Origin of the sequence: Ornithinibacillus sp. FSL M8-0202, from assembly GCF_037975285.1 — a bacterium.
GTDB classification, from domain to species: Bacteria; Bacillota; Bacilli; order Bacillales; family Amphibacillaceae; genus Ornithinibacillus; species Ornithinibacillus massiliensis.
The window spans coordinates 797,248-816,405 of record NZ_CP150248.1 but is presented as its reverse complement, the minus strand read 5'-3'; the positions used below and the strand labels follow the sequence as shown (position 1 = coordinate 816,405).

General features: G+C 37.2%; 22 protein-coding genes and 2 riboswitches. Of the genes, 18 read left to right on the top strand and 4 right to left on the bottom strand.

The features are described from left to right. Nucleotides 1–99: 99 nt before the first annotated feature. Entirely contained in the window at nt 100–747 is a 648-nt protein-coding gene (locus MKY78_RS04150) for an SDR family oxidoreductase (protein WP_339216461.1), read from the top strand. A gap of 58 nt (nt 748–805) precedes the next feature. Here MKY78_RS04150 and MKY78_RS04145 read toward each other — a convergent pair whose 3' ends face one another. Then, nucleotides 806–1,450 (bottom strand): HD domain-containing phosphohydrolase, encoded by a 645-nt coding sequence (locus MKY78_RS04145; RefSeq protein WP_339216459.1) that lies wholly within the window; start codon nt 1,448–1,450, stop codon nt 806–808. Nucleotides 1,451–1,599: 149 nt separating this feature from the next. Here MKY78_RS04145 and MKY78_RS04140 point away from each other — a divergent pair, with 149 nt between their 5' ends. The 11 genes from MKY78_RS04140 to MKY78_RS04090 all read left to right on the top strand — a co-directional run bounded on the left by MKY78_RS04140 (nt 1,600) and on the right by MKY78_RS04090 (nt 9,082). Further along, on the top strand, nt 1,600–2,316 hold the full coding sequence (locus MKY78_RS04140) for a DinB family protein (RefSeq protein ID WP_339216457.1): 717 nt from the start codon (nt 1,600–1,602) through the stop codon (nt 2,314–2,316). A gap of 55 nt (nt 2,317–2,371) precedes the next feature. After that, nucleotides 2,372–3,175 (top strand): arginase family protein, encoded by an 804-nt coding sequence (locus tag MKY78_RS04135; protein WP_339216454.1) that lies wholly within the window; start codon nt 2,372–2,374, stop codon nt 3,173–3,175. Nucleotides 3,176–3,243: 68 nt separating this feature from the next. Beyond that, nucleotides 3,244–3,813 (top strand): lysozyme inhibitor LprI family protein, encoded by a 570-nt coding sequence (locus MKY78_RS04130; RefSeq protein WP_339216452.1) that lies wholly within the window; start codon nt 3,244–3,246, stop codon nt 3,811–3,813. A gap of 15 nt (nt 3,814–3,828) precedes the next feature. Further along, nucleotides 3,829–4,692 (top strand): metallophosphoesterase, encoded by an 864-nt coding sequence (locus MKY78_RS04125; RefSeq protein ID WP_339216450.1) that lies wholly within the window; start codon nt 3,829–3,831, stop codon nt 4,690–4,692. Nucleotides 4,693–4,952: 260 nt separating this feature from the next. Continuing rightward, a complete protein-coding gene (locus MKY78_RS04120; protein WP_339216449.1) occupies nt 4,953–5,303 on the top strand; it encodes a flagellar basal body rod protein in 351 nt (116 codons plus the stop codon). A 51-nt stretch (nt 5,304–5,354) separates the two neighbouring features. Beyond that, a complete protein-coding gene (locus tag MKY78_RS04115) occupies nt 5,355–5,585 on the top strand; it encodes a hypothetical protein (RefSeq protein ID WP_339216448.1) in 231 nt (76 codons plus the stop codon). A gap of 109 nt (nt 5,586–5,694) precedes the next feature. Then, complete coding sequence (locus MKY78_RS04110) at nt 5,695–6,330, top strand: PspA/IM30 family protein (protein ID WP_186870821.1); 636 nt, start codon at nt 5,695–5,697, stop codon at nt 6,328–6,330. A gap of 92 nt (nt 6,331–6,422) precedes the next feature. Further along, nucleotides 6,423–7,148, top strand: coding sequence for a cell wall-active antibiotics response protein LiaF (liaF, locus tag MKY78_RS04105; protein ID WP_186870822.1), 726 nt, complete (start codon nt 6,423–6,425; stop codon nt 7,146–7,148). Beyond that, entirely contained in the window at nt 7,145–8,188 is a 1,044-nt protein-coding gene (locus MKY78_RS04100) for a sensor histidine kinase (RefSeq protein WP_339216446.1), read from the top strand. The genes liaF and MKY78_RS04100 overlap by 4 nt, the downstream gene beginning before the upstream one ends. Continuing rightward, nucleotides 8,181–8,813: a response regulator transcription factor gene (locus tag MKY78_RS04095; protein ID WP_339217818.1), complete on the top strand. Its 633-nt coding sequence runs from the start codon at nt 8,181–8,183 to the stop codon at nt 8,811–8,813. Before MKY78_RS04100 ends, MKY78_RS04095 begins: the two co-directional genes overlap by 8 nt. A gap of 89 nt (nt 8,814–8,902) precedes the next feature. Continuing rightward, nucleotides 8,903–9,082 (top strand): hypothetical protein, encoded by a 180-nt coding sequence (locus MKY78_RS04090; protein WP_339216445.1) that lies wholly within the window; start codon nt 8,903–8,905, stop codon nt 9,080–9,082. Beyond that, a riboswitch (purine riboswitch) is annotated at nt 9,077–9,179 on the top strand. It overlaps the preceding gene by 6 nt. A 151-nt stretch (nt 9,180–9,330) precedes the next feature. Here MKY78_RS04090 and MKY78_RS04085 read toward each other — a convergent pair. Beyond that, entirely contained in the window at nt 9,331–9,930 is a 600-nt protein-coding gene (locus MKY78_RS04085) for a TetR/AcrR family transcriptional regulator (protein ID WP_339216443.1), read from the bottom strand. A 191-nt stretch (nt 9,931–10,121) separates the two neighbouring features. On the opposite strand from MKY78_RS04085, the gene MKY78_RS04080 reads away from it, so the two are divergent. The 4 genes from MKY78_RS04080 (at nt 10,122) to MKY78_RS04065 (ending at nt 15,334) form a co-directional block, all read left to right on the top strand. Next, nucleotides 10,122–10,859 carry a glucose 1-dehydrogenase gene (locus MKY78_RS04080; RefSeq protein ID WP_339216441.1) on the top strand — a complete coding sequence of 246 codons (738 nt, stop codon included), beginning with the start codon at nt 10,122–10,124 and terminating at the stop codon, nt 10,857–10,859. Nucleotides 10,860–10,995: 136 nt separating this feature from the next. Next, nucleotides 10,996–11,097, top strand: a riboswitch (purine riboswitch). Nucleotides 11,098–11,332: 235 nt separating this feature from the next. Next, nucleotides 11,333–13,075, top strand: coding sequence for an adenine deaminase (gene ade / locus MKY78_RS04075; protein WP_339216440.1), 1,743 nt, complete (start codon nt 11,333–11,335; stop codon nt 13,073–13,075). 371 nt (nt 13,076–13,446) lie between these two features. Continuing rightward, nucleotides 13,447–13,971 carry a sigma-70 family RNA polymerase sigma factor gene (locus tag MKY78_RS04070; RefSeq protein WP_339216438.1) on the top strand — a complete coding sequence of 175 codons (525 nt, stop codon included), beginning with the start codon at nt 13,447–13,449 and terminating at the stop codon, nt 13,969–13,971. Further along, entirely contained in the window at nt 13,964–15,334 is a 1,371-nt protein-coding gene (locus MKY78_RS04065) for a DUF4179 domain-containing protein (protein WP_339216436.1), read from the top strand. The genes MKY78_RS04070 and MKY78_RS04065 overlap by 8 nt, the downstream gene beginning before the upstream one ends. Before the next feature lie 271 nt (nt 15,335–15,605). Here the strand turns inward: MKY78_RS04065 and MKY78_RS04060 are convergent, their stop codons facing one another. Further along, nucleotides 15,606–16,034, bottom strand: coding sequence for a MarR family winged helix-turn-helix transcriptional regulator (locus MKY78_RS04060; protein ID WP_339216434.1), 429 nt, complete (start codon nt 16,032–16,034; stop codon nt 15,606–15,608). 119 nt (nt 16,035–16,153) lie between these two features. On the opposite strand from MKY78_RS04060, the gene MKY78_RS04055 reads away from it, so the two are divergent. Continuing rightward, nucleotides 16,154–16,741: an NAD(P)H-dependent oxidoreductase gene (locus MKY78_RS04055; protein WP_339216432.1), complete on the top strand. Its 588-nt coding sequence runs from the start codon at nt 16,154–16,156 to the stop codon at nt 16,739–16,741. A gap of 92 nt (nt 16,742–16,833) precedes the next feature. Here MKY78_RS04055 and MKY78_RS04050 read toward each other — a convergent pair whose 3' ends face one another. Next, nucleotides 16,834–18,297: a methyl-accepting chemotaxis protein gene (locus tag MKY78_RS04050; RefSeq protein WP_339216430.1), complete on the bottom strand. Its 1,464-nt coding sequence runs from the start codon at nt 18,295–18,297 to the stop codon at nt 16,834–16,836. A 318-nt stretch (nt 18,298–18,615) separates the two neighbouring features. Between MKY78_RS04050 and MKY78_RS04045 the strand changes: the two genes are divergently transcribed. After that, nucleotides 18,616–19,092, top strand: a complete 477-nt coding sequence (locus MKY78_RS04045) for a hypothetical protein (RefSeq protein ID WP_339216428.1) — start codon at nt 18,616–18,618, stop codon at nt 19,090–19,092. Nucleotides 19,093–19,158: the final 66 nt, after the last annotated feature.

Genomic DNA, 19,158 nt, shown 5'->3' with positions numbered 1-19,158 from the left:
GAAGTTTTTTGATAGGGCATAATACGAAAGCAATATCTTTGATAAAACTGCCTTCTTTTGAAACAATATAACTATCCATAGTGAAGGGAGTTTTCATACATGAAAGTATTTCTTATCGGTTCAAATGGTCAGGTTGGAAAACATATCGTGAAGTTCCTTCAAGAAAGTAATAAGCATGAGTTAACTGCTATGGTTCGTAGCGAGGAGCAGGCAGAGCAATTGAAAGCATCTGGTGTGAAAGCGGCTATAGCGAATTTAGAAGGTAGTGTAGAGGAGCTTGCAGAAGTGATGCGAGGTTCTGAAGCGGTAATCTTTTCGGCTGGATCTGGGGGAAATACAGGTCCAGATAAAACATTGCTCGTTGATTTAGATGGTGCGGTGAAGTCGATGGAAGCAGCTGAAAAGGCTGGAGTAAATCGATATATTATGGTTAGTGCTTATAAGGCGCATGATCGTGAATCGTGGAAAGATAGTCCGATTAAACCATACATGGTGGCTAAACATTATGCAGACAGAATGCTTGTAGCAAGCGATTTAAACTATACCATCCTAGGTCCAGGACTACTACTCAATGAACCTGGTACAGGGAAAATTGCAGTTGGCGAGGAAATTCAAAAAACATCAATACCGCGTGAGGATGTAGCAAGGACAGTGGTCGCAGCTTTAGATGAGGAAAAGACGTACCGGAAGACATTAGAAATCATGTCTGGGGATACACCAGTTGAAGATGCATTAAAGCGACTATAGGTAATAAAAGTAGGGCGAACAAAAGGTTATGTTCGCTCTACATCCTTTAATCTAGCTATTATAAAGAATCTGAAGGCGTATCGAATGGCTTATACATTTTTTCGATAAAATTGATATTATACGTATCATACCAGTTCTCTGGTAGCTCTAACTCCGTTAACAAATGAATGAACATTTCTACTAGATTCCCGTCAAATTGAGACCATGCGCATCTCGTTAATTCTTCAAAAGCCTCATCATGGGACATTTTCGATAGCTTGTAATTTCTCTCATCGTAAGTCATCGTATCAAAGGAATCACAGATTCTAATAATTCTCCCTTGAATCGAGATTTCTTCTCCTACTAATCTTCTCGGATACCCTGTCCCATCCCAATTTTCATGATGGTCACGAATAAAAGCAGCAGCTCGCGTTTTACCTAGCTCTTTTCGAAGAATCAGGTTACCAATATGGCTATGACTTTCAATAATGGTTCTCTCAATTGGATTTAACTTTCCAGGTTTCAATAATATTTCTTTTGCTATACCAATTTTTCCGATGTCATGTAAAAATGCTGCAACTCGCAAATCATCATCATAACAACCAGCTTCTTTTGCAAGCATGGCTGAGAGATACATAACACGTAAAGAGTGATGCTTAAACAATTGCAATACTTCATGATCTTGGGCGATGTTTTCAAATAGGGATTCCGGAGTTCGAATCATTTTATAGCTCCTTTATCAGCTTATTTGTATGTTTATTATAACAGATTATTATAAGTTTTTTGTCTATTTTGACTGAACATACTATACTAGAGTTCAACATATTCTATTTTTTAACCTGATAGATTAATAAATAGGGGGTATTACCAACTATGGACAAGACTGAGCGCAAGGCTTGGAATGCAAACCACAAAACGCTAAAAGAAATGATAAGAAGACCTGAAAAGCATGAGGAGGCAGTTCAACTATTTCTTACCCAACATTCGCTTTTACATACATTTTCCTATCAGGAAAGTCTAGCAACTGCGTTATTAGATGATTTAACAGAGTCAACATTTCGGAAGTACCCTGTGAAAAGCCCAGATACAAAAAATTCGATTGCGTGGCATTTATGGCATGTTACCCGAATTGAAGACATGACGATGAATATTTTAGTGGCAGGTAGAAAACAAGTACTCAGCACAGCAAATTGGCTGGAGCAACTTCATATCCCATTTGAACATTCGGGAAATGATATGAGTGAAGAGGATATTGCAAAATTAAGTAAGGAAATGAATTTCAAGGCCCTGCTATTATATAGACAAGCTGTAGGCAAACGTACCCAAGAAATCATATCGCAATTGGAAGCCGGTCCATTCAGGTTGAAGGTTGAATCAGATCGAATCAACCGGTTATTTACAGAAAAAGCAGTAACAGAGGATTCTACCTGGTTGGCGGAGTATTGGAGTAAAAAAACAATAGCAGGGTTGGTATTAATGCCTGCTACGAGACATATCTTTTTGCACTTAAATAAATGCATCCGCATTAAGGAAAGGCATCAAAAAATGGTGGATTTAAGGGATGGAAAGGAAGCGGTAAAAAGAATATAATAGGTTATCATATCTACCAAATGATTAGGTTACTAGTGAACATGGAGGAATGAATATGGAAAGCAGTGTAACTTTATGGAACTTCGATGGGACTTATCGTAGACAATCTTTCTATCTAAGAAGCAACTATACATCGATCGATTTGGAATATATGCGGAATATTAGTTTGTTCTGTGAAAAAGCTGTCTTATGGGAACTGGCGGATAGAATGAGGAATCATCCAAGCAGCAACATTCATTATTTAGGTAGTGGAAACTATCATTATATCTCGTATATTCTACAATCCCAGATCAATGAGCCCTATACATTAGTGTTATTTGATCATCATACAGATACACTTCCAGCTCCAAGTGAGAGCCTGATTTCTTGTGGCTCATGGGTTCTGGAGTCCATTCATAATCTTCCCATGCTGAAGAAGGTATTTATCATTGGTGTGAGTGAAGACGCCTATCTCCATATCCCGGAAGACGTACAGAACAAAGTAGCAGTCTATACGGAACACTCACTCCAATCTAACCTACCAACGATTACCAAATCTATCTTAACTAATCTACCAACTAAATCTATTTATATCAGCATGGATAAGGATGTTCTTCTTCAGGAGGAGGCTTTGACTGCATGGGATCATGGGACACTCCGACTAAAGCAAATGATGGGCATGGTAAAGGCACTCTATCGCACTAAATCTATTATCGGTGTCGATATTTGTGGCGAGTATCCTGTAAATCCTGCTACTGAATATCATAAAAGGACAAAAGAGGCATTGGAGAAAAATGATCGTGCTAATGGCTTTATTCTCCAATCCATCCAACATTGGAACGCTAAACGTCACAAGCCTTCGAGATTATTGCACGCATAACATTTGGTAACTTTTTACCAATTATTTGATATACTATTTGGGAATCAATGAATTGGAGGCAGCATGACATGCGAAAATTATTGTTACTAATGATACCATTACTCATTCTAGTAGGTTGTTCTAATTCAACCGTAGAACAATCAGAATCAGATAAGGTGAAGGATAATCCTTTATCAGAAGAAGCGGATGTGGAAACGAAGGAAGAACAAGAACCAGAAGGGAATGCTGATACGAATGAGGAGCAAGGGAATGGATCTGTAAGTGCTCAAGAAGAGAAGGTAGTAACGAAAGCAGAATACGTCAGAAAACTAGCAGTAGTAGAAGCTAGCCTAGCAGCGCAGCGTGAAATCATAGAGACGGGTACACAAGTCGATATGGAGGAAGCAGCAGGAGAAATGTATAAAGCATGGGATAATACCTTAAATGAATTATACGGTATCTTACAAAGTCAGCTTTCTGATGAAGTAATGCAAACGTTAAGAGAAGAACAGCGTAATTGGATTGTTTTACGTGATGAAGTGGCAGAAGCGGAGGCAGCTAACTACAAAGGTGGCTCAATGGAATCCTTTGCTTATACATCTAAGCTTATGGAGATGACAAAGAATAGATGTATAGAATTAGTTGAAATGTATATGTGATAAGGATGGAACGCAATGCAAAGAAGAAAGCGGAAGAGTGTCAACAGTATAAAACGGTTCCTATGGATTTTCCATCTATTATTATTCATTGGGGCACTGGGGAAGGCCTATTTCGATACGAATGTATTTAAAGTAAATAGAGTCCAATTTCGAACGAAAAAAGTTCCGGTGAAAACGAAAGTATCGATTTTACAAATAACAGACCTTCACAATAAGGTTTACCCAGATCAGTATGAAAAGTTGATAATGACAGTAAAACATGCAAATGCTGATATGATAGTATTGACTGGAGATTTTATTAGTCGGAATACAGATGATTTTACAAATGTGTATGTCTTTATGGAGAAAATAAAACGAGCTCATCCCCATGTGTTTTTCGTAACTGGAAACCATGAGTTGGCTAACGAAAATGTAGGGAGATTTTTGTCCGGAGTTCGTGATCGGGGCATTACTATCTTAGATAATCAAAACATCACATTTACGAAGGATAACACCGTAATTAATGTAGTGGGCGTTGATAATGCATCCACCGATCATGAAAATCTAAGCCAGGCATTTGCTGGTATAAAGGATAATCAGTATACGATATTACTTTCCCATTCACCGAGTATTGTCGATAAGTACAATAGGATACAAGCTGATCTAATCTTGAGTGGGCATACACACGGAGGTCAAATTAGGCTCCCTATCATTGGGGCTGTTGTAGGCCCAGAAAGAAGTCTTTTTCCAAGGTGGGAGAAAGGAATATTCGACTTGGGCCAGGGGCAATTTTTGTACGTGGATAGCGGTCTCGGAACAAGTGGATATCCAGTACGTTTTTTGAATCAGAGTCAAATTAGTTTAATAGAGATAGTTGGGGATGGTTTAGGAGATAGTTAGATCCCCCTTTAGCCCAAAATAGCTTTATTTGGGGCTTTGTTTTAATGGGAAGTTTATGAATTTTTCGGGAGAGAAGAGAAAGTTTACAAATGTAATAGAGGCAATTCTAAAGGTTCACATCTTTAGGGTTGCCTCTTCTTGTTTAGAAGCCCTATACCCAAATAAGCCCCTAGACCTAGTTCAAAATATAGCTGAGGCTCATTATCCAAAACCCTTTTTCTCGGTAAACTTAACTCATGATAAAGAAAGGAGGCAATCAGATGAGAAAATTTATGCTGTTTGTAGGAGGGCTAATTGCCCTACTTGTATTATTAGTTAACCTTGGTCCAATGGTTTTATTAGGTCTTAGTGTATGGTTGCTATATATCGTCTTCAAAAAGTTCGTGAAGAGTGATTCAGTCGCAGCTAAAATTGGTTGGGTTATTCTAGGGCTCATTATTCTAGGAGTCGGTTTCACCAATATTTACTCTGTCATTGGAATTGCAGCTGCATTTGCATTGTATTGGATCGTGAAAAACTGGAAAAAAGATGGAGATTCCCCCGTTGTTCCTACTGATGACGGTGATCCATTTACAAACTTTGAACACCAATGGGCAGATTTGAATAATTAAGATTTATGGATAAGTGGTGGAGCTTGGGATATGTGCTTGGGGTTGGGGGAGATGGGCCCGAAAAGTGGGAAGATGAGCCCGAGGACTAGGAGCATGAGCCCGATAGAGGTAAAGATGAGCCCGAGGGTTGTGGAGATGCGCCCGAAGAGGGAGAAGATGAGCCCAAGGTTTGGGAACATGCGCCCGAAGAGGAAGAAGATGAACCCAGGAGTTGTGGAGATGCGCCCGAAAATGGAGAAAATGAGCCCAAGTTTGAGAAAGATGGGCCCGAATTTGGAGTAAATAAACCCGAGGCCAGGGTACATGCACCCGAAAGCAAGAAAGATGAACCCGGAAAACCAGCACATACGCCCTCAGACTACAATTCAAAAATAAAAGGAGAGAACTTATTATGACAAATGTTTTCACACGGATTAAAGATTCTATAGAAGCGGATTTACATGATTTACTGGACAAAAAGGAGAAGAAAAACCCAGTTTCAACGTTAAATCAATATTTACGCCAAGCAGAACAAGAGGTAGAGAAGGTGCGTAAATTAATTGAGCGTCAATATAAGTTGAAGGATGAGTTTTCAAGGGAATATTTGAAAGCAGCGGAAATGGCTGAGAAACGTGAAAAGCAGGCTTTTATTGCTGAAAAAGCGGGCGAGGAGCAAATGCATGCTTTTGCACAAAAGGAAAAGGAAGAATATCAAGCGCGTGCGGAAAGAATGAAGGCATCTCGCCAGGAAGCAATGGAGCAATTAGAAGAGCTGGAGCAAAAATATGAAGAAATGAAGCACCGGGTTAAAGATATGCGCCTTCGTCGGATGGAATTGATGGGACGTGAGAATGTTCTTCATGCCAATCATCAAATTAATCGCGTGATGGAAGAGGTATCTGATAAACCATTCTCTAAGTTCGCTGAAATGGAACGTTACATTGACAACCTGGAATACATGGTCAATAGTGCTTATTATAAGAGCACATTTGATAGTAAGATTGCTAAATTAGAAAAAGAAATGCAGGAAAAGGAAAAAGCGAATTAATTGAAATGCGCAAAAACGCATTAAAAATGGTATACTCATGACACAGGCCCAAGCAATTGGGCCTGTGTGAGTTGATAGGGGGGATTCCTGCTATGTTCAAGAAATTAAAAACAGATACACTCAACTGGATTATGATCGTAGGAGTAATCCTCCTTATTTTGGAAATTATTTTCCATTTTGGTGGGGCTGTTATACCTGCTATATTTTCCGCTATATTTGCTTATATAGGATGGAAAAACTTCCAGCATTTATGGGGAAAGGTTCTATTTTGGATTTTTATCGTCTCGTTTGTCTTCTGTATTTTAAACTTGTGGGCAGTTCGTTTTCTGATTGTCGTGGTCATTGTACTGTGGCTTAAAGATTATTATGAGTCCAAAAATAGTAAAAGCTTAAAACCGACTCTCCCTAACCATGTCATTAATAATGATAAGCTCATTAAAATGAAGCCACTTTTTCAAAATAAGCTCTTTGATGATATGCAAACCGAGGATATGGCTTATCAATGGCGGGATGTTAATATTCATGGTGGGATTGGAGATCGGGTGATCGACCTAAGTAATACGGTGCTTCCTAATGATACAGCGGTAATCTCTATCCGTCATTTAGTTGGCAATATCGAGATTTATGTTCCTTATGAAGTAGAGGTTAGTATTCATCATAGCTCGGTATTTGGTAGGGCGCACATCTTTGACGAGAAAGATATGAAATTGGTGAATAAGTCACTCTTATTCCAAACAGAACATTATGATTCCACTTATCCTAGAGTGAAAATTATAACCTCTATATTTTCCGGTGATATCGAGGTGAAGCGCATATGATGACAGTACTTCGCCATATGATGATCGGGATTATGTATAGTTTAGTATTAGTAGTACTCTCGGTAGGGTTAACCTTTTTCTTACAGGATGAATTTAGTTGTTCCATGCTTTGGGAAAAGCAAATTGGTGATGTGTCCTTTCTACTGACCGTCCTTGGAATTGCAACAATCTCTGGGGCGATTCTGGGAATATCAATTGGTTGGTATTGGAAGCAACGAATTCAATATGTTGAGCGAAAGCTGGATAACGTAATCAAAGGTCAACATACGGATATAGATACGGATTCGTACAAGGAATTAAAAAGGTTAGAACAGAAAATAAAGCAATTACAAGAAAAGATAAATAAGCAAGCAGAGCATTTCCAAACCCTTGCAACAAAACGCGCGGAAGAGAGAGAGCAAAGCTTACAAGAGATTGTTGTCCAAGAGCGTAATCGTTTAGCAAGGGAGCTACATGATTCGGTTAGTCAGGAATTATTTGCTGCCTCAATGATGATGTCTGCCATAAATGATACGGCGATTGATTTAGATAGCAAAATAAAACAGCAACTAAGACTAGTTGAAAACATGATTCAACAATCCCAGCTAGAAATGCGGGCACTGCTTCTCCATTTACGACCTGTAGCTCTAAAAGGAAAATCACTTCTGGAAGGTGTAGAAGAATTGTTGAAGGAGCTTATACAAAAGGTTCCGATGGACATCTCCTGGAAGGCAGAGGATTTCCAGCTTGATAAAGGGGTGGAGGATCAACTATTTCGCATTTTACAGGAATCAGTGTCCAATACATTAAGACATGCAAAGGCAACAACTCTTCATGTGATGCTAATAAAGCGAGATAATATAGCAATTCTGCGGGTAAAGGATAATGGTGTTGGATTTGATATGAATACAGTAAAAACTGGGTCATATGGCCTGCAGAATATGAAAGAACGTGCATTAGAAGTCGGTGGAACGATTAAAATTATTTCATTACCAAACCAAGGAACACAGCTAGAAGTGAAGGTTCCTATCATACGGAAGGAAGGTGAACATGGTGATTAAAGTCTTATTCGCAGATGATCATGAAATGGTAAGAATTGGTGTAACCTCTTATCTCTCTGCTCAGCCAGATATTGAAGTGATTGCTGAGGCGAGCGATGGTGCTCCTGCCGTTAAGCTTGCGTTAGAGCTTAGGCCAGATATCATACTAATGGATCTAGTGATGAAGGAAATGGACGGAATTGAAGCAACGAAACAGATCATAGAACAATGGCCAGAAGCAAAAATTATCATCGTCACTAGTTTTCTTGATGATGAAAAAGTATACCCGGCATTAGAAGCGGGTGCGACAAGCTATATGCTAAAAACATCGAGAGCGGAAGAAATAGCTAAAGCGATTCGCTCAACTTACCAAGGACAATCCGTCCTAGAGCCAGAAGTAACAGGAAAGATTATGACGAAAATGCGTGAAAAGCCTGTCACACATCTTCATGATCAATTAACCGATCGGGAAATGGAAATTCTTTTGCTAGTCGCGCAAGGTAAATCCAATCAAGAAATTGCCGATGAACTTTTTATTGCACTAAAGACGGTGAAGGTGCACGTAAGTAACATTCTTGGGAAACTTGGGGTTCAGGACCGAACACAGGCAGTAATTTATGCCTTTAAGCATGATCTAGTTAAATAAAGATAGTGCTTTAGTGGCAAATAACTATTACCCTTTGTTTACTATTTATCTTATGAATGTTTATCAAAAGCATGTAGGAGGGATTATGAATGAGGAAAAGGGAAACCATTCTCTTGTCATCTTTACTGTTTTTAATTGGTGCACTGGTTGGATTTTTAGCTTCTCCAATTAAGAAAGGTGTTCGTATCCATATTGCAGGTGTCACTACTACTAATCATCATGGTTCGAGAGAAAAAGGTTATAGATTGAGTGCTATAATAAACAATTAATTGTACCTATTTACTCATATAGCCGCAAGAATATGGCTTGTAAGTTTTCTACCAGTTCACCGTAAATAAACTGACTATGAGTAGCATTATATCGTCACTTATTCGTATCTTTTTAGGCATAAAAGGCTCGGAAAAATGGTTATACTCGTAGAATTTAGAGTGTAGTCATTTTTCCGAGCTTTTTTATTCTGTACACTAGTATTTAGAGTACTGTTGAAAATAAATTCGAATTAATAGCCGTACATTAACTAATCCGTCCCAACAAATCGAACGGAAGCCATATGCGTCTGCGCTAACCGGATAACCTCCTCAATAAACTCTTCCTGAGAAGCCTCAAACCCTGTATGTATCCAGTGGGATATTAGCCCATAAAATCCATACGCCGTATACCGTGTAAAGTAATCCATATCTACTGGTAAATGGTCTATAGTTTCAAATTGGAACTTGTCTTGATAGATTTTTAAGATTGTTTCCAGAAATCTTGTATGCAATTCTGGAATCGTATCTTGATAGGTAATCAATTCAAAGAAGTTACCATTCTGATAAATATAGGAAATTATATTAAAAGAACTTTTAGTGAGATGAACGGTGCTTATCTTTTTTTTAGATTGAAACGGTTTCCCGACTGCTTCTTGTAACCCGAGGAGCATTGTCTCTAGTAAATCCTCTGCTAACTCATATTTATCACGATAATGGGTGTAGAAGGTGCTTCGATTATATTTGGCGTATTCCACAATATCTTTGATTGTGACATGCTGGAAGCCCTTTTCTTTGATTAACGCAATAAGTGCTAATTGGAAATGTTCTTTAGTTCGGTTTTTACGTGGAGTGGAGAGCAGTTCAGTCATTACGATACCCCCTGTAATAAACAGTTTACTAATATCTGTATAACTAATAGACAGTTACGTATAATATGTCTGCCTAATAGACAATAAGGACAGTATTGATGGTTGGATAGCAAAAAGTTACGTACTACAATTAAATTGTAAGCATTTAAATAAAAAATTGTCTAAATATATTATAACAGGAGGCATCGATTATGGGGAAACTACAAGATAAAGTAGCAATCATCACTGGTGGCGTATCTGGAATTGGGGCTGCAACAGCGCGCTTGTTTGCTGCTGAAGGGGCAAAATTAGTGTTAGTAGATTTCAATGAAGAAAAAGGAACTGCGTTTGAAGCAGAATTAAAATCGGAAGGCACTGAAGCTATCTTCGTAAAAGCGGATGTAACGAGTGAAGACGATGTAAATAATATTTATGATAAAACATTATCAACCTTTGGTAAAGTAGATATTCTCTTTAATAATGCTGGTATCGGTGCTGTAAAACCGACAGAAGAATTAACATATGCTGAATGGAGAAAAACAGTAGAAGTTGATTTAGACGGTGTATTTTTAGTTGCACAAGCCGCAATTAAAGAGTTCTTGAAGGCAGGTAGTGGTGTTATTGTCAATACAGCTTCTATGTATGGTTGGGTTGGATCACCTGGTAGTGCAGCATATAATGCGGCAAAAGGTGGAGTGGTTAACTTAACTCGTTCTCTTGGATTAGAATATGCAGATCGTAACATCCGTGTCAATGCACTATGCCCAGGATTTATTGATACACCAATCTTAGGTGAAACAGATAGAGGCTTCCTAACTAATTCAACACCAATGAAGCGTTTAGGTAAACCAGAAGAAATGGCAAAAGCTGTATTATTCTTGGCAAGTGATGATTCTAGTTTCATGACTGGTAATAGCTTAATTGTTGATGGTGGCTATACAGCTCAATAATAAATTTATGAACTTAAAAAATCCATGCTGAAATTCGTTCGGTATGGGTTTTTATCTATCCATGGAGATTACTTATGATTAGTTATCGAAAGAATTTTTCTGTTGAAATCTAATTATGTAGTGCTATAATACTAATAATTGCATACATCTATTCACTCATATAATAGCAAGAATATGGCTTGCGAGTTTCTACCAGTTTACCGTAAATGAACTGACTATGAGTAGCATTACATAGTAACAGATTTAGATATCTATTACTATCTTTTCAGGCATAAAAGGCTCGGAGGAATTGCTATACTCGTAGATTTTAGAGTGTAGTGTTCTTTCGAGCTTTTTAGTAGTTAGGAAAGTATAAAATCTTCCTTGAGAGCATAACAAATACTACTACGCCCGGTAAAAAAGAGTGAATGCTAGTTTTTCTAATTTTTTCTAAAGACAGATTGGATCCAAATTCAGAGATGGGGGAAGAAAAAATGAAAAAAAGTGACTTAACAAAATTGATAAATGTTGCAGCAGGTCGCGAGGTTGCGGATCTTGTGTTAAAAAATGGGAAAATTATCGATGTTTATCAAGGTAGTGTCCTACATGGTGACGTCGCAATTATAGATGGAAAGATTGCCGGGATTGGTGAAGCATATGAGGGGAAGGAAACGGTTGATTTAGAAGGGAAGTACATTGCACCTGGTTTTATTGATCCGCATATCCATGTAGAATCGTCTTATGTGACCCCAGAAGAGTTTGGTCGATTACTTGTACCACATGGAACCACAACCGTAATGGCAGACCCTCATGAAATTGTGAATGTAGCGGGGCTAAAAGGATTGGATTATATGATCGAGGCGGCAAAGCATACTGCATTAGATATTCAATATATGTTACCTTCCTGTGTACCTGCTACCAATATGGAAAACGCTGGTGCTGTGTTAACGGCATCGGATATGGTGGCTCCTTTGGAGGAGGGGAAAGCAGCAGGACTTGCTGAATTTATGGACTTTCCTGGGGTGATTCAAGCCCAAGATAGTGTTATTGATAAATTATTAGTTGCTAGGAATTTAAATAAACGAATTGATGGACATAGTCCAATGGTGAGTGGTAAGGAACTAAATGCATATGTCGCTGCTGGTGTTGAAAATGACCATGAATGCTCTACTGTAGAGGAATTACAAGCTCGTATTTCAAGAGGGATGTATGTTTTCTTAAGAGAAGGGACTATTACACATAATTTGCGTACATTGTTAAAAGGAGTTACACCGCAGAATGCGCATCGCTGCTGTTTATGCGGAGATGATGTACAAGCAAAGACGATTTTAGAAAAGGGGCATCTAGACAATTCCATCCGTATTTGTATCGAAGAAAACATGGATCCAATTACTGCAATTCAGATGGCGACGATCAATACAGCAACATGCTGCCAGTTACATGATCGTGGAGCAGTAGCACCAGGATTGAGAGCAGATTTGGTTATTTTTCGAGATCTTGATAATTTGGTAGTAGAACAGACGTATATTAATGGGGAACTAGTTGCAAATCAAGAAGAATATGTACTTCCATATACGAAAGCAGATACTTCTTCTGTGCAATCTAGTGTCCATATCGGTGATTTTTCGATCGAAAAGCTACGTTTGCAATTAACTTCTAATAAAGCAAGAGCGATTCAATATGTCCCAACAGAGGCATTGACGAATGAAGCAATTGTAGAGGTTGAACGGGATGAGACGGGAGAGTTTATATACAATCCTGCAAAACCAGTCGCAAAAATTGCTGTTGTGGAGAGACATAACAATACGGGAAATGTGTTTGTTGGTTTATTTAAGGATTACGGTATTCAAAGAGGTGCTATTGGAATTTCCATTGCCCATGATTCCCATAATTTGATTGTCACAGGAACGAATGATGCGGATATGGCCATCGTCATTGAAAAATTAAAACAACAAGATGGTGGTGTCGTCTTAGTTAATAATGGTGAAGTCATCTCCAGAATGGCACTTCCAGTAGGTGGATTGATGAGTAATCTATCAGGTGAAGAAGTAGCAGCGGAGCAAACCAAAGTAAACAAAGCCGCACGAGAAGTTCTAGGCATATCGGATGATGTAGATCCAATCATGACGTTAGGCTTTATGTCTTTAGCCGTTATTCCAACATTAAAGATAACAGACATGGGGCTTGTTGACGTGACAAAGTTTGAGTTTGTATCGGTTTCGGTTGAAGAGAACTAGTATAAAGAAAGAACGGATTTGATTACATGCCTACTACTTCTTGAGGTGATTTTTAGCTCCACTAGTGATTATTTTTAAAGCGTAATAATAGGTTGATATGGAATCCATTTTGATGAGAGTCACTATGGATTCTTTTTCTTTGTATCCCATCATTCTGTTACTAGTGTTTGTCTCTACCATTATTTCATAACGGAGAATTTTGCATATGGGTAACGATATGATGGGAGGAGAAGAAAGAAGTATCCTTTAAAAATAAAATTGATGAAACATGAAGTAACCGCTAATCTTATATAGTGGTTATTTTTTATATACAAAAATAAATGCAACGATTTCTCCCCCCTCATTCGTCATGTATAGGAAAGGAGGACGACATGTACACCATACGCGATGTAAATAAAGCCAAAAAGGGAAACAAAAAAGCTTTTGCAAAAATAATTCAAGCTGAAAAACATAGGCTATACCGTATTGCTTTCCTTTACGTTAAAAACGAAAATGATGCTGTTGATATCGTTCAGGAGGCAACCTATAAAGCGCTACTATCTATTGGGAATATGAAAGAGATTAATCAAGTAGCGGCATGGCTAAAACGGATTACCATCAATTGTGCGATAGACTTTCATAGACGCCAGAAGAAAGTTATCCCATTTGAAGATGGAAATGTAGAAATTGTGGAACAACGAATGGTTCATACTGAGGAAAAACTAGATTTATATGACCTATTAGATTACTTGAGTGAAAGAGACAAGACAATAATTATTCTAAAATACTATGAGGATTTGACTAGTCGCGAAATTGCAGAATTCCTAGATTGTCCGGAGGGGACTGTGAAATCATCTTTACATCGGTCCCTAAAAATATTAAAAGGAAAAATAGAGGAGGACTATATGAATGGATAATGAGATACATAACTTTAAGCGTAAAGTTCATGCAATTCCTATTCCTGAGGATAAACTGGATACGGCCATAACTAAAACTATTTCCACTCCTAGAAAAAAGAATAGAAAGCTCTATTATCTATTTGCTACAGCAGCGACCTTAATGATACTTTTATTTAGTTCTGCATTTGTTTCTCCGGTTATGGCGAAGATTTTAAGTCAGGTACCATGGATAGGGAGTGTAATCTCCTATTTTGATACTGGGTTGGAAAATGCCTCTAATGAAGGCTTCGTAACAAAAATAGGTGAAACGTATGTCAGTCAAGATATTCCAGTAACGATTACGGAAGTTTACTATGATGATTTTCGCTTAGTAGTAGGATACACGATACCAAATGTTGATGATTTGGGGGCTTTTGAAGCATTAGATACGGAAGTGAAATTGGGAATTGATAATCAAACTGTTACGAGCATGAGTGGACATAGTACATTGAAAGGTGACCAAGTGATTGGAACAATAGAAACTACTGCCACATTGCCGGATAGTTTTACATTAGATGTTAGTTTTAGTGAGATTTTTCATACGAAGGGAGATTGGAACTTCCGAATCCCTGTTACTAAGAATACCAATACGTTAGCTTATGAAGTTGGTAAAACAAAAGAAGTGAATAACTATAAATTTGAAGTGTTTACTATTCAACTAGCACCAAGTGGGACAAAAATCCATATGGAATTGGATATGCCTTTTGGGGATGAAACAGCTTATGATTTTCTTGTTTATAACGATAATGGCAATAGGTTAGGGAGCATGGACTATACGAAGAAAATTATCCCTCTCGTAAAATTTGATAAGCAAGTTTTGAAGATGAATGCTTTATTTGAGCCATTACAAGATAATCTGATAACTATTGTACCAGTCATAGACGACAATGGGACTATAATTGAACTGGAAGAATTAGCAATTGAAGTTGATCTGAGTACGATAAAGGGACAAGAGGTCTCTAACAAAATTATGGGTTTTGGATTAAGAGAGGATAAGGTGGACAAAAAAACCTACTTTATGGATTATATCGTAGAGGAAGTTGCTAGTGAAATGGGACTACAACTAGGAGAATATAATAAAGCAGAATTACCACATTTTAATCTTGATTTTGCAATAGACTTCCAAAAAGAACAGCAAATGAATAATCAGACTGTGGTGAATCCTATTGTAATGATAGAGAAAAAATCAGGTGAGAAAGGTTATGTTGTTTATAAAACAGAAAATGGAGTAAACCATATTTTCCAAGTGGAGCTAAAGGATGAAAACTGGATAATAGTGGATTCGTTTACTTTGCAAGGGAAAATGATACGTGATTTAGAAATGAGTTATAACGAAGAGTAAGAATAGGATTATATTACGCTAGGACATCTTTTTGTACTCCCATTTTTATTGTAACTAGGGGAACTTATTCTGATATCAATAAAAGAAATACTATTTCTTGGAATGAAAAAACTCACCTTCGTAATGCCTCTTCAAATGATAGAATAGCAACTATCTTTTGGGAGGCATTACTTACGTGAGTTTTCTAAGTGTATAGAACTCATTTTGATTTTTAGTCAGAATGGATTCTTTTTATAAGTATTTACGGAAGATGAGTAATCAATTCGTAAGACTACTTAAACAATTTCTCCCTCAAAACATCAAAAGCTTGTTCAATCTCCTTTAAATCCTCACTAGAAGCATCCTTAATTCGATCTAGAAAACGGACTTCAATTATGTGGAATGCCTCGTTCATCAATACTTCTCCATCTTCAGATAACATGATAGATTGCTTACGCCTGTCATTTGTATCAGGTGCCTTCTCAATCATATTTTTCTCACTTAATTTACTAAGCTCACGACTGGTATTAGACATAGTCATTTTTAGACAATCATTTATCTCCGTAGGGGTTACAGGTTGGTTTACTTTGATGAATTCAAGAATGTTATATTGAACTTGTGAAATTGAATGGTGCTTTGCATCTTTAGTGAGTTCATTTGACACATGATGAACAGAAGACATAAATGATATAAATTGGTTAAAGAGCTCCTTTTTATCCATTTCTTCACCTCATAGAAATAAGATAACAAAATAGTTATCAATAAACAATTATCATTTGATAAATAAAAACAGCGGCGTTATAATTTTGTTATCAAATGATAATTAAAGGGGGAATGACGATGAAAATGCTAATTATTTATACGTATCCGAATCACAAAAGTTTAAATTATGCTTTTTTACAACACATTGTTAATGGCAGTAAAGAGAACACAAACATTGATGAAATACAGATTTTGGATTTATATGAAGAGGGATTTAATCCAGTTTTAGTATTTAATGAGCAAAAGCGGAGACGTGCTATGCATATTGATCCTGACTTGGAAAAGTATAGGGAACAGATTACTTGGGCAGATAAAATCGTTTTTATATATCCCATTTGGTGGGGAAGGCCACCTGCTATGCTTATGGGGTATATCGACCGTTTATTTGCCTCAAATTTTGCTTATAAAGATAAGAGGGGGCTTTTCCCAGAAGGATTATTGAAAGGAAAGTCTGTCATTTGTATATCAACTATGAAAGGGCCAACTTTTTATCCATTGCTATGGTTGAATAATGCACATAAACTGTTAATGAAAAGAGCTTTATTTAGCTTTGTTGGAATTAAAAGAGTAAAGTTTTTTGAATTTGGAAATATGGAATGTTCAAAGGGCAGACAAGTCAAAAAGCTCGAGAAAATATACCATTATTTTAAACGATTAAGTCATTAGATCCTTTCAGAAGATAAACTCACCTTCGTAATGCCTCCTCAAATGCTAGAATAGCAACTATCTTTTGGGAGGCATTACTTTACGTGAGTTATCTAAAATAAACCTTTTAGATTTTGGGTAGCTTTATTTGTCTCTTGGATTAATTCGGCAAGCTGTTCCTTATAATTAGTCTGTGATTGAACAGTAGCTGAAATCTCTTCAAGCGAAGCTGATGCTTGCTGTAATAAGGATGCAAATTCATTTACAGCACGTTCAATGGATACAGTCTCTTGGTCGATATTTTTAGCAAGTGTCCCAAAGGAATTCACTTCTTCTTTCAATCGGACAATTGATGCTTGAATAGAATCAAAGATAGACTGGTTTTTCCTTGTTCCTTCGATGTTTTCATCCATTTTTCTTGCAACGGTATTCATTTGATCCTGTGTTTCTACATTGTTACTATGTATTTCATGTAATGTAGTAGAAATTTGAACAGCCGTTTTATCAGAAGTCTCTGCTAGTTTGCGGATTTCATCTGCTACGACGGAGAATCCTTTTCCTGCTTCACCAGCTCTTGCTGCTTCAATGGAAGCATTGAGCGCAAGTAAATTGGTTTGGGAGGTAATTCCTTGAATAGCTTGAATGGAGCTTAAGGACGATTCAATTTTCTCACTTAATTGTTTCATATTCTCTTCAGTAAGCTCAAGAAACTCCTTGAACTCATTCATTTGCTCATTCAATACATGTGATTGTGTACGACCTTCATTAATCTGATCTGTGATTTGTGTCGTGAATTCACTGATTTGCTCAACTTGTCCATTCATGGAAACGGCTTGCTTCGCAGTGGTTTCTACGGCTTCCGTGATATCGTTGATAGCATTTCCTTGTGACTGTGCCCCAGCAGCAATTTCTTGGATAGCAGAATTAAGTTCTTGGGTTGCTACTTTCTCAGCTTCTGACTGCTTTTCAATTGTGTACATATTATCTGCTATTACTTTAGAGTTTTCTGCTAATACAATACGTTGATTGGATTCTGCTTCTAATTTTTCCTGCATGGCCACTTGGCTAGAAGCAAGGTTTCTTTCCAAGCTACCCATAATTTTTTGCTGGAAAAATAATACAATAATAGCTAAGGAAAATAGTAGTAAATACGTGCCAAGATCAGATGAATAAATATCACCATTTAATGTGAAAGCAAAGATTAGTAATCCTAATCCAAAACATGTTCCGATTACATATAGAATTAAATTCATATATAGGGCAGAACAAATTAATAAAAAGTAAATTAATGATAGGTTATTCTCCGAAGGGCTAATTAAAATAATGGCACCTAACAGAATGACTAAACCGATTATAGACATATAAGAAATTAATTTTGTTAGGCGGTTCGTTATATGTAAGAAGGCAATAATAGCACACAATATTCCTCCACCAATGGCAATTGTCCATATGAGCAATAACGGTTTATTTAGGCTCATCTCCACTACTGTACCGAGAATAACGGAAAGTATTAACATAATGAGTATAATTTTATTCTTTTTCCGCAATGTTTCGTTGTTTAATTGTTCAAGTGTCATGTGAAATCTCCTTTATTTTATCATTTCCATTCATTATCTTAGCATAAAAAGTAGGTAAATGTATCTATATTTGAATGCTAGATAGTAAACTAATAATGCGGTCAATGCAGATGATTTAAGGAATGTTCCATCATTCTGGGAAAAAATCGATAACATGACTATATAGGATAAAAGTCCTGATTGAATTAACTTTTCTCACCGAAGTTTCCTGAAACTGTGAAATCACTCCTAACAAAGTAGATACCTACTCTAGCAATGGCTTATTGAAACAAATCCGTTCATCCTGACGTCCTATAGATAAAAAAAGGAGGATTTCAATTGAAAAGGTTGTTATTTTACTTTGTGGTGTTAGCTATTGTACTCACGGGTTGTGATACTAGTGCCGCTAGTAAAGAGGGAGTGGAGGTTGATAAACCGCCTAAAATGTGGGTTGAAATTGCTGGTCAACAATATGAAACGGTACTTGGTGCCTATTGCTGGAAGAAGACGACAACTGCTGAATGTGTGGATGTTGCGGGAGCTGAAATATTACTAAAAGATAAGGAACCAATTGAGATAGAGGCAGGTGAAACCGTGACATTCGGAATGGACTTCGAACCGCTACCGAATGAAGTTCATCTTACACAAACGAGTAATAAGAAAAGTAACGATGTCGCTGTTACGAATTTTACTTTTACAGCACCGGAAGAAGAAGGAGTCTATTATTATGATATTGGTGTTTGGTGGATGGATGAAAGTAACGAAGATGTTTCCAATGGTAATGCAATCTATGCAATTGCCTTAAAGGTGAAGTAGTGTAAAACACTTACCATTCAGCATTTTAATCCAAACTTTTGACCAACTTGATTATTCACGAGATAA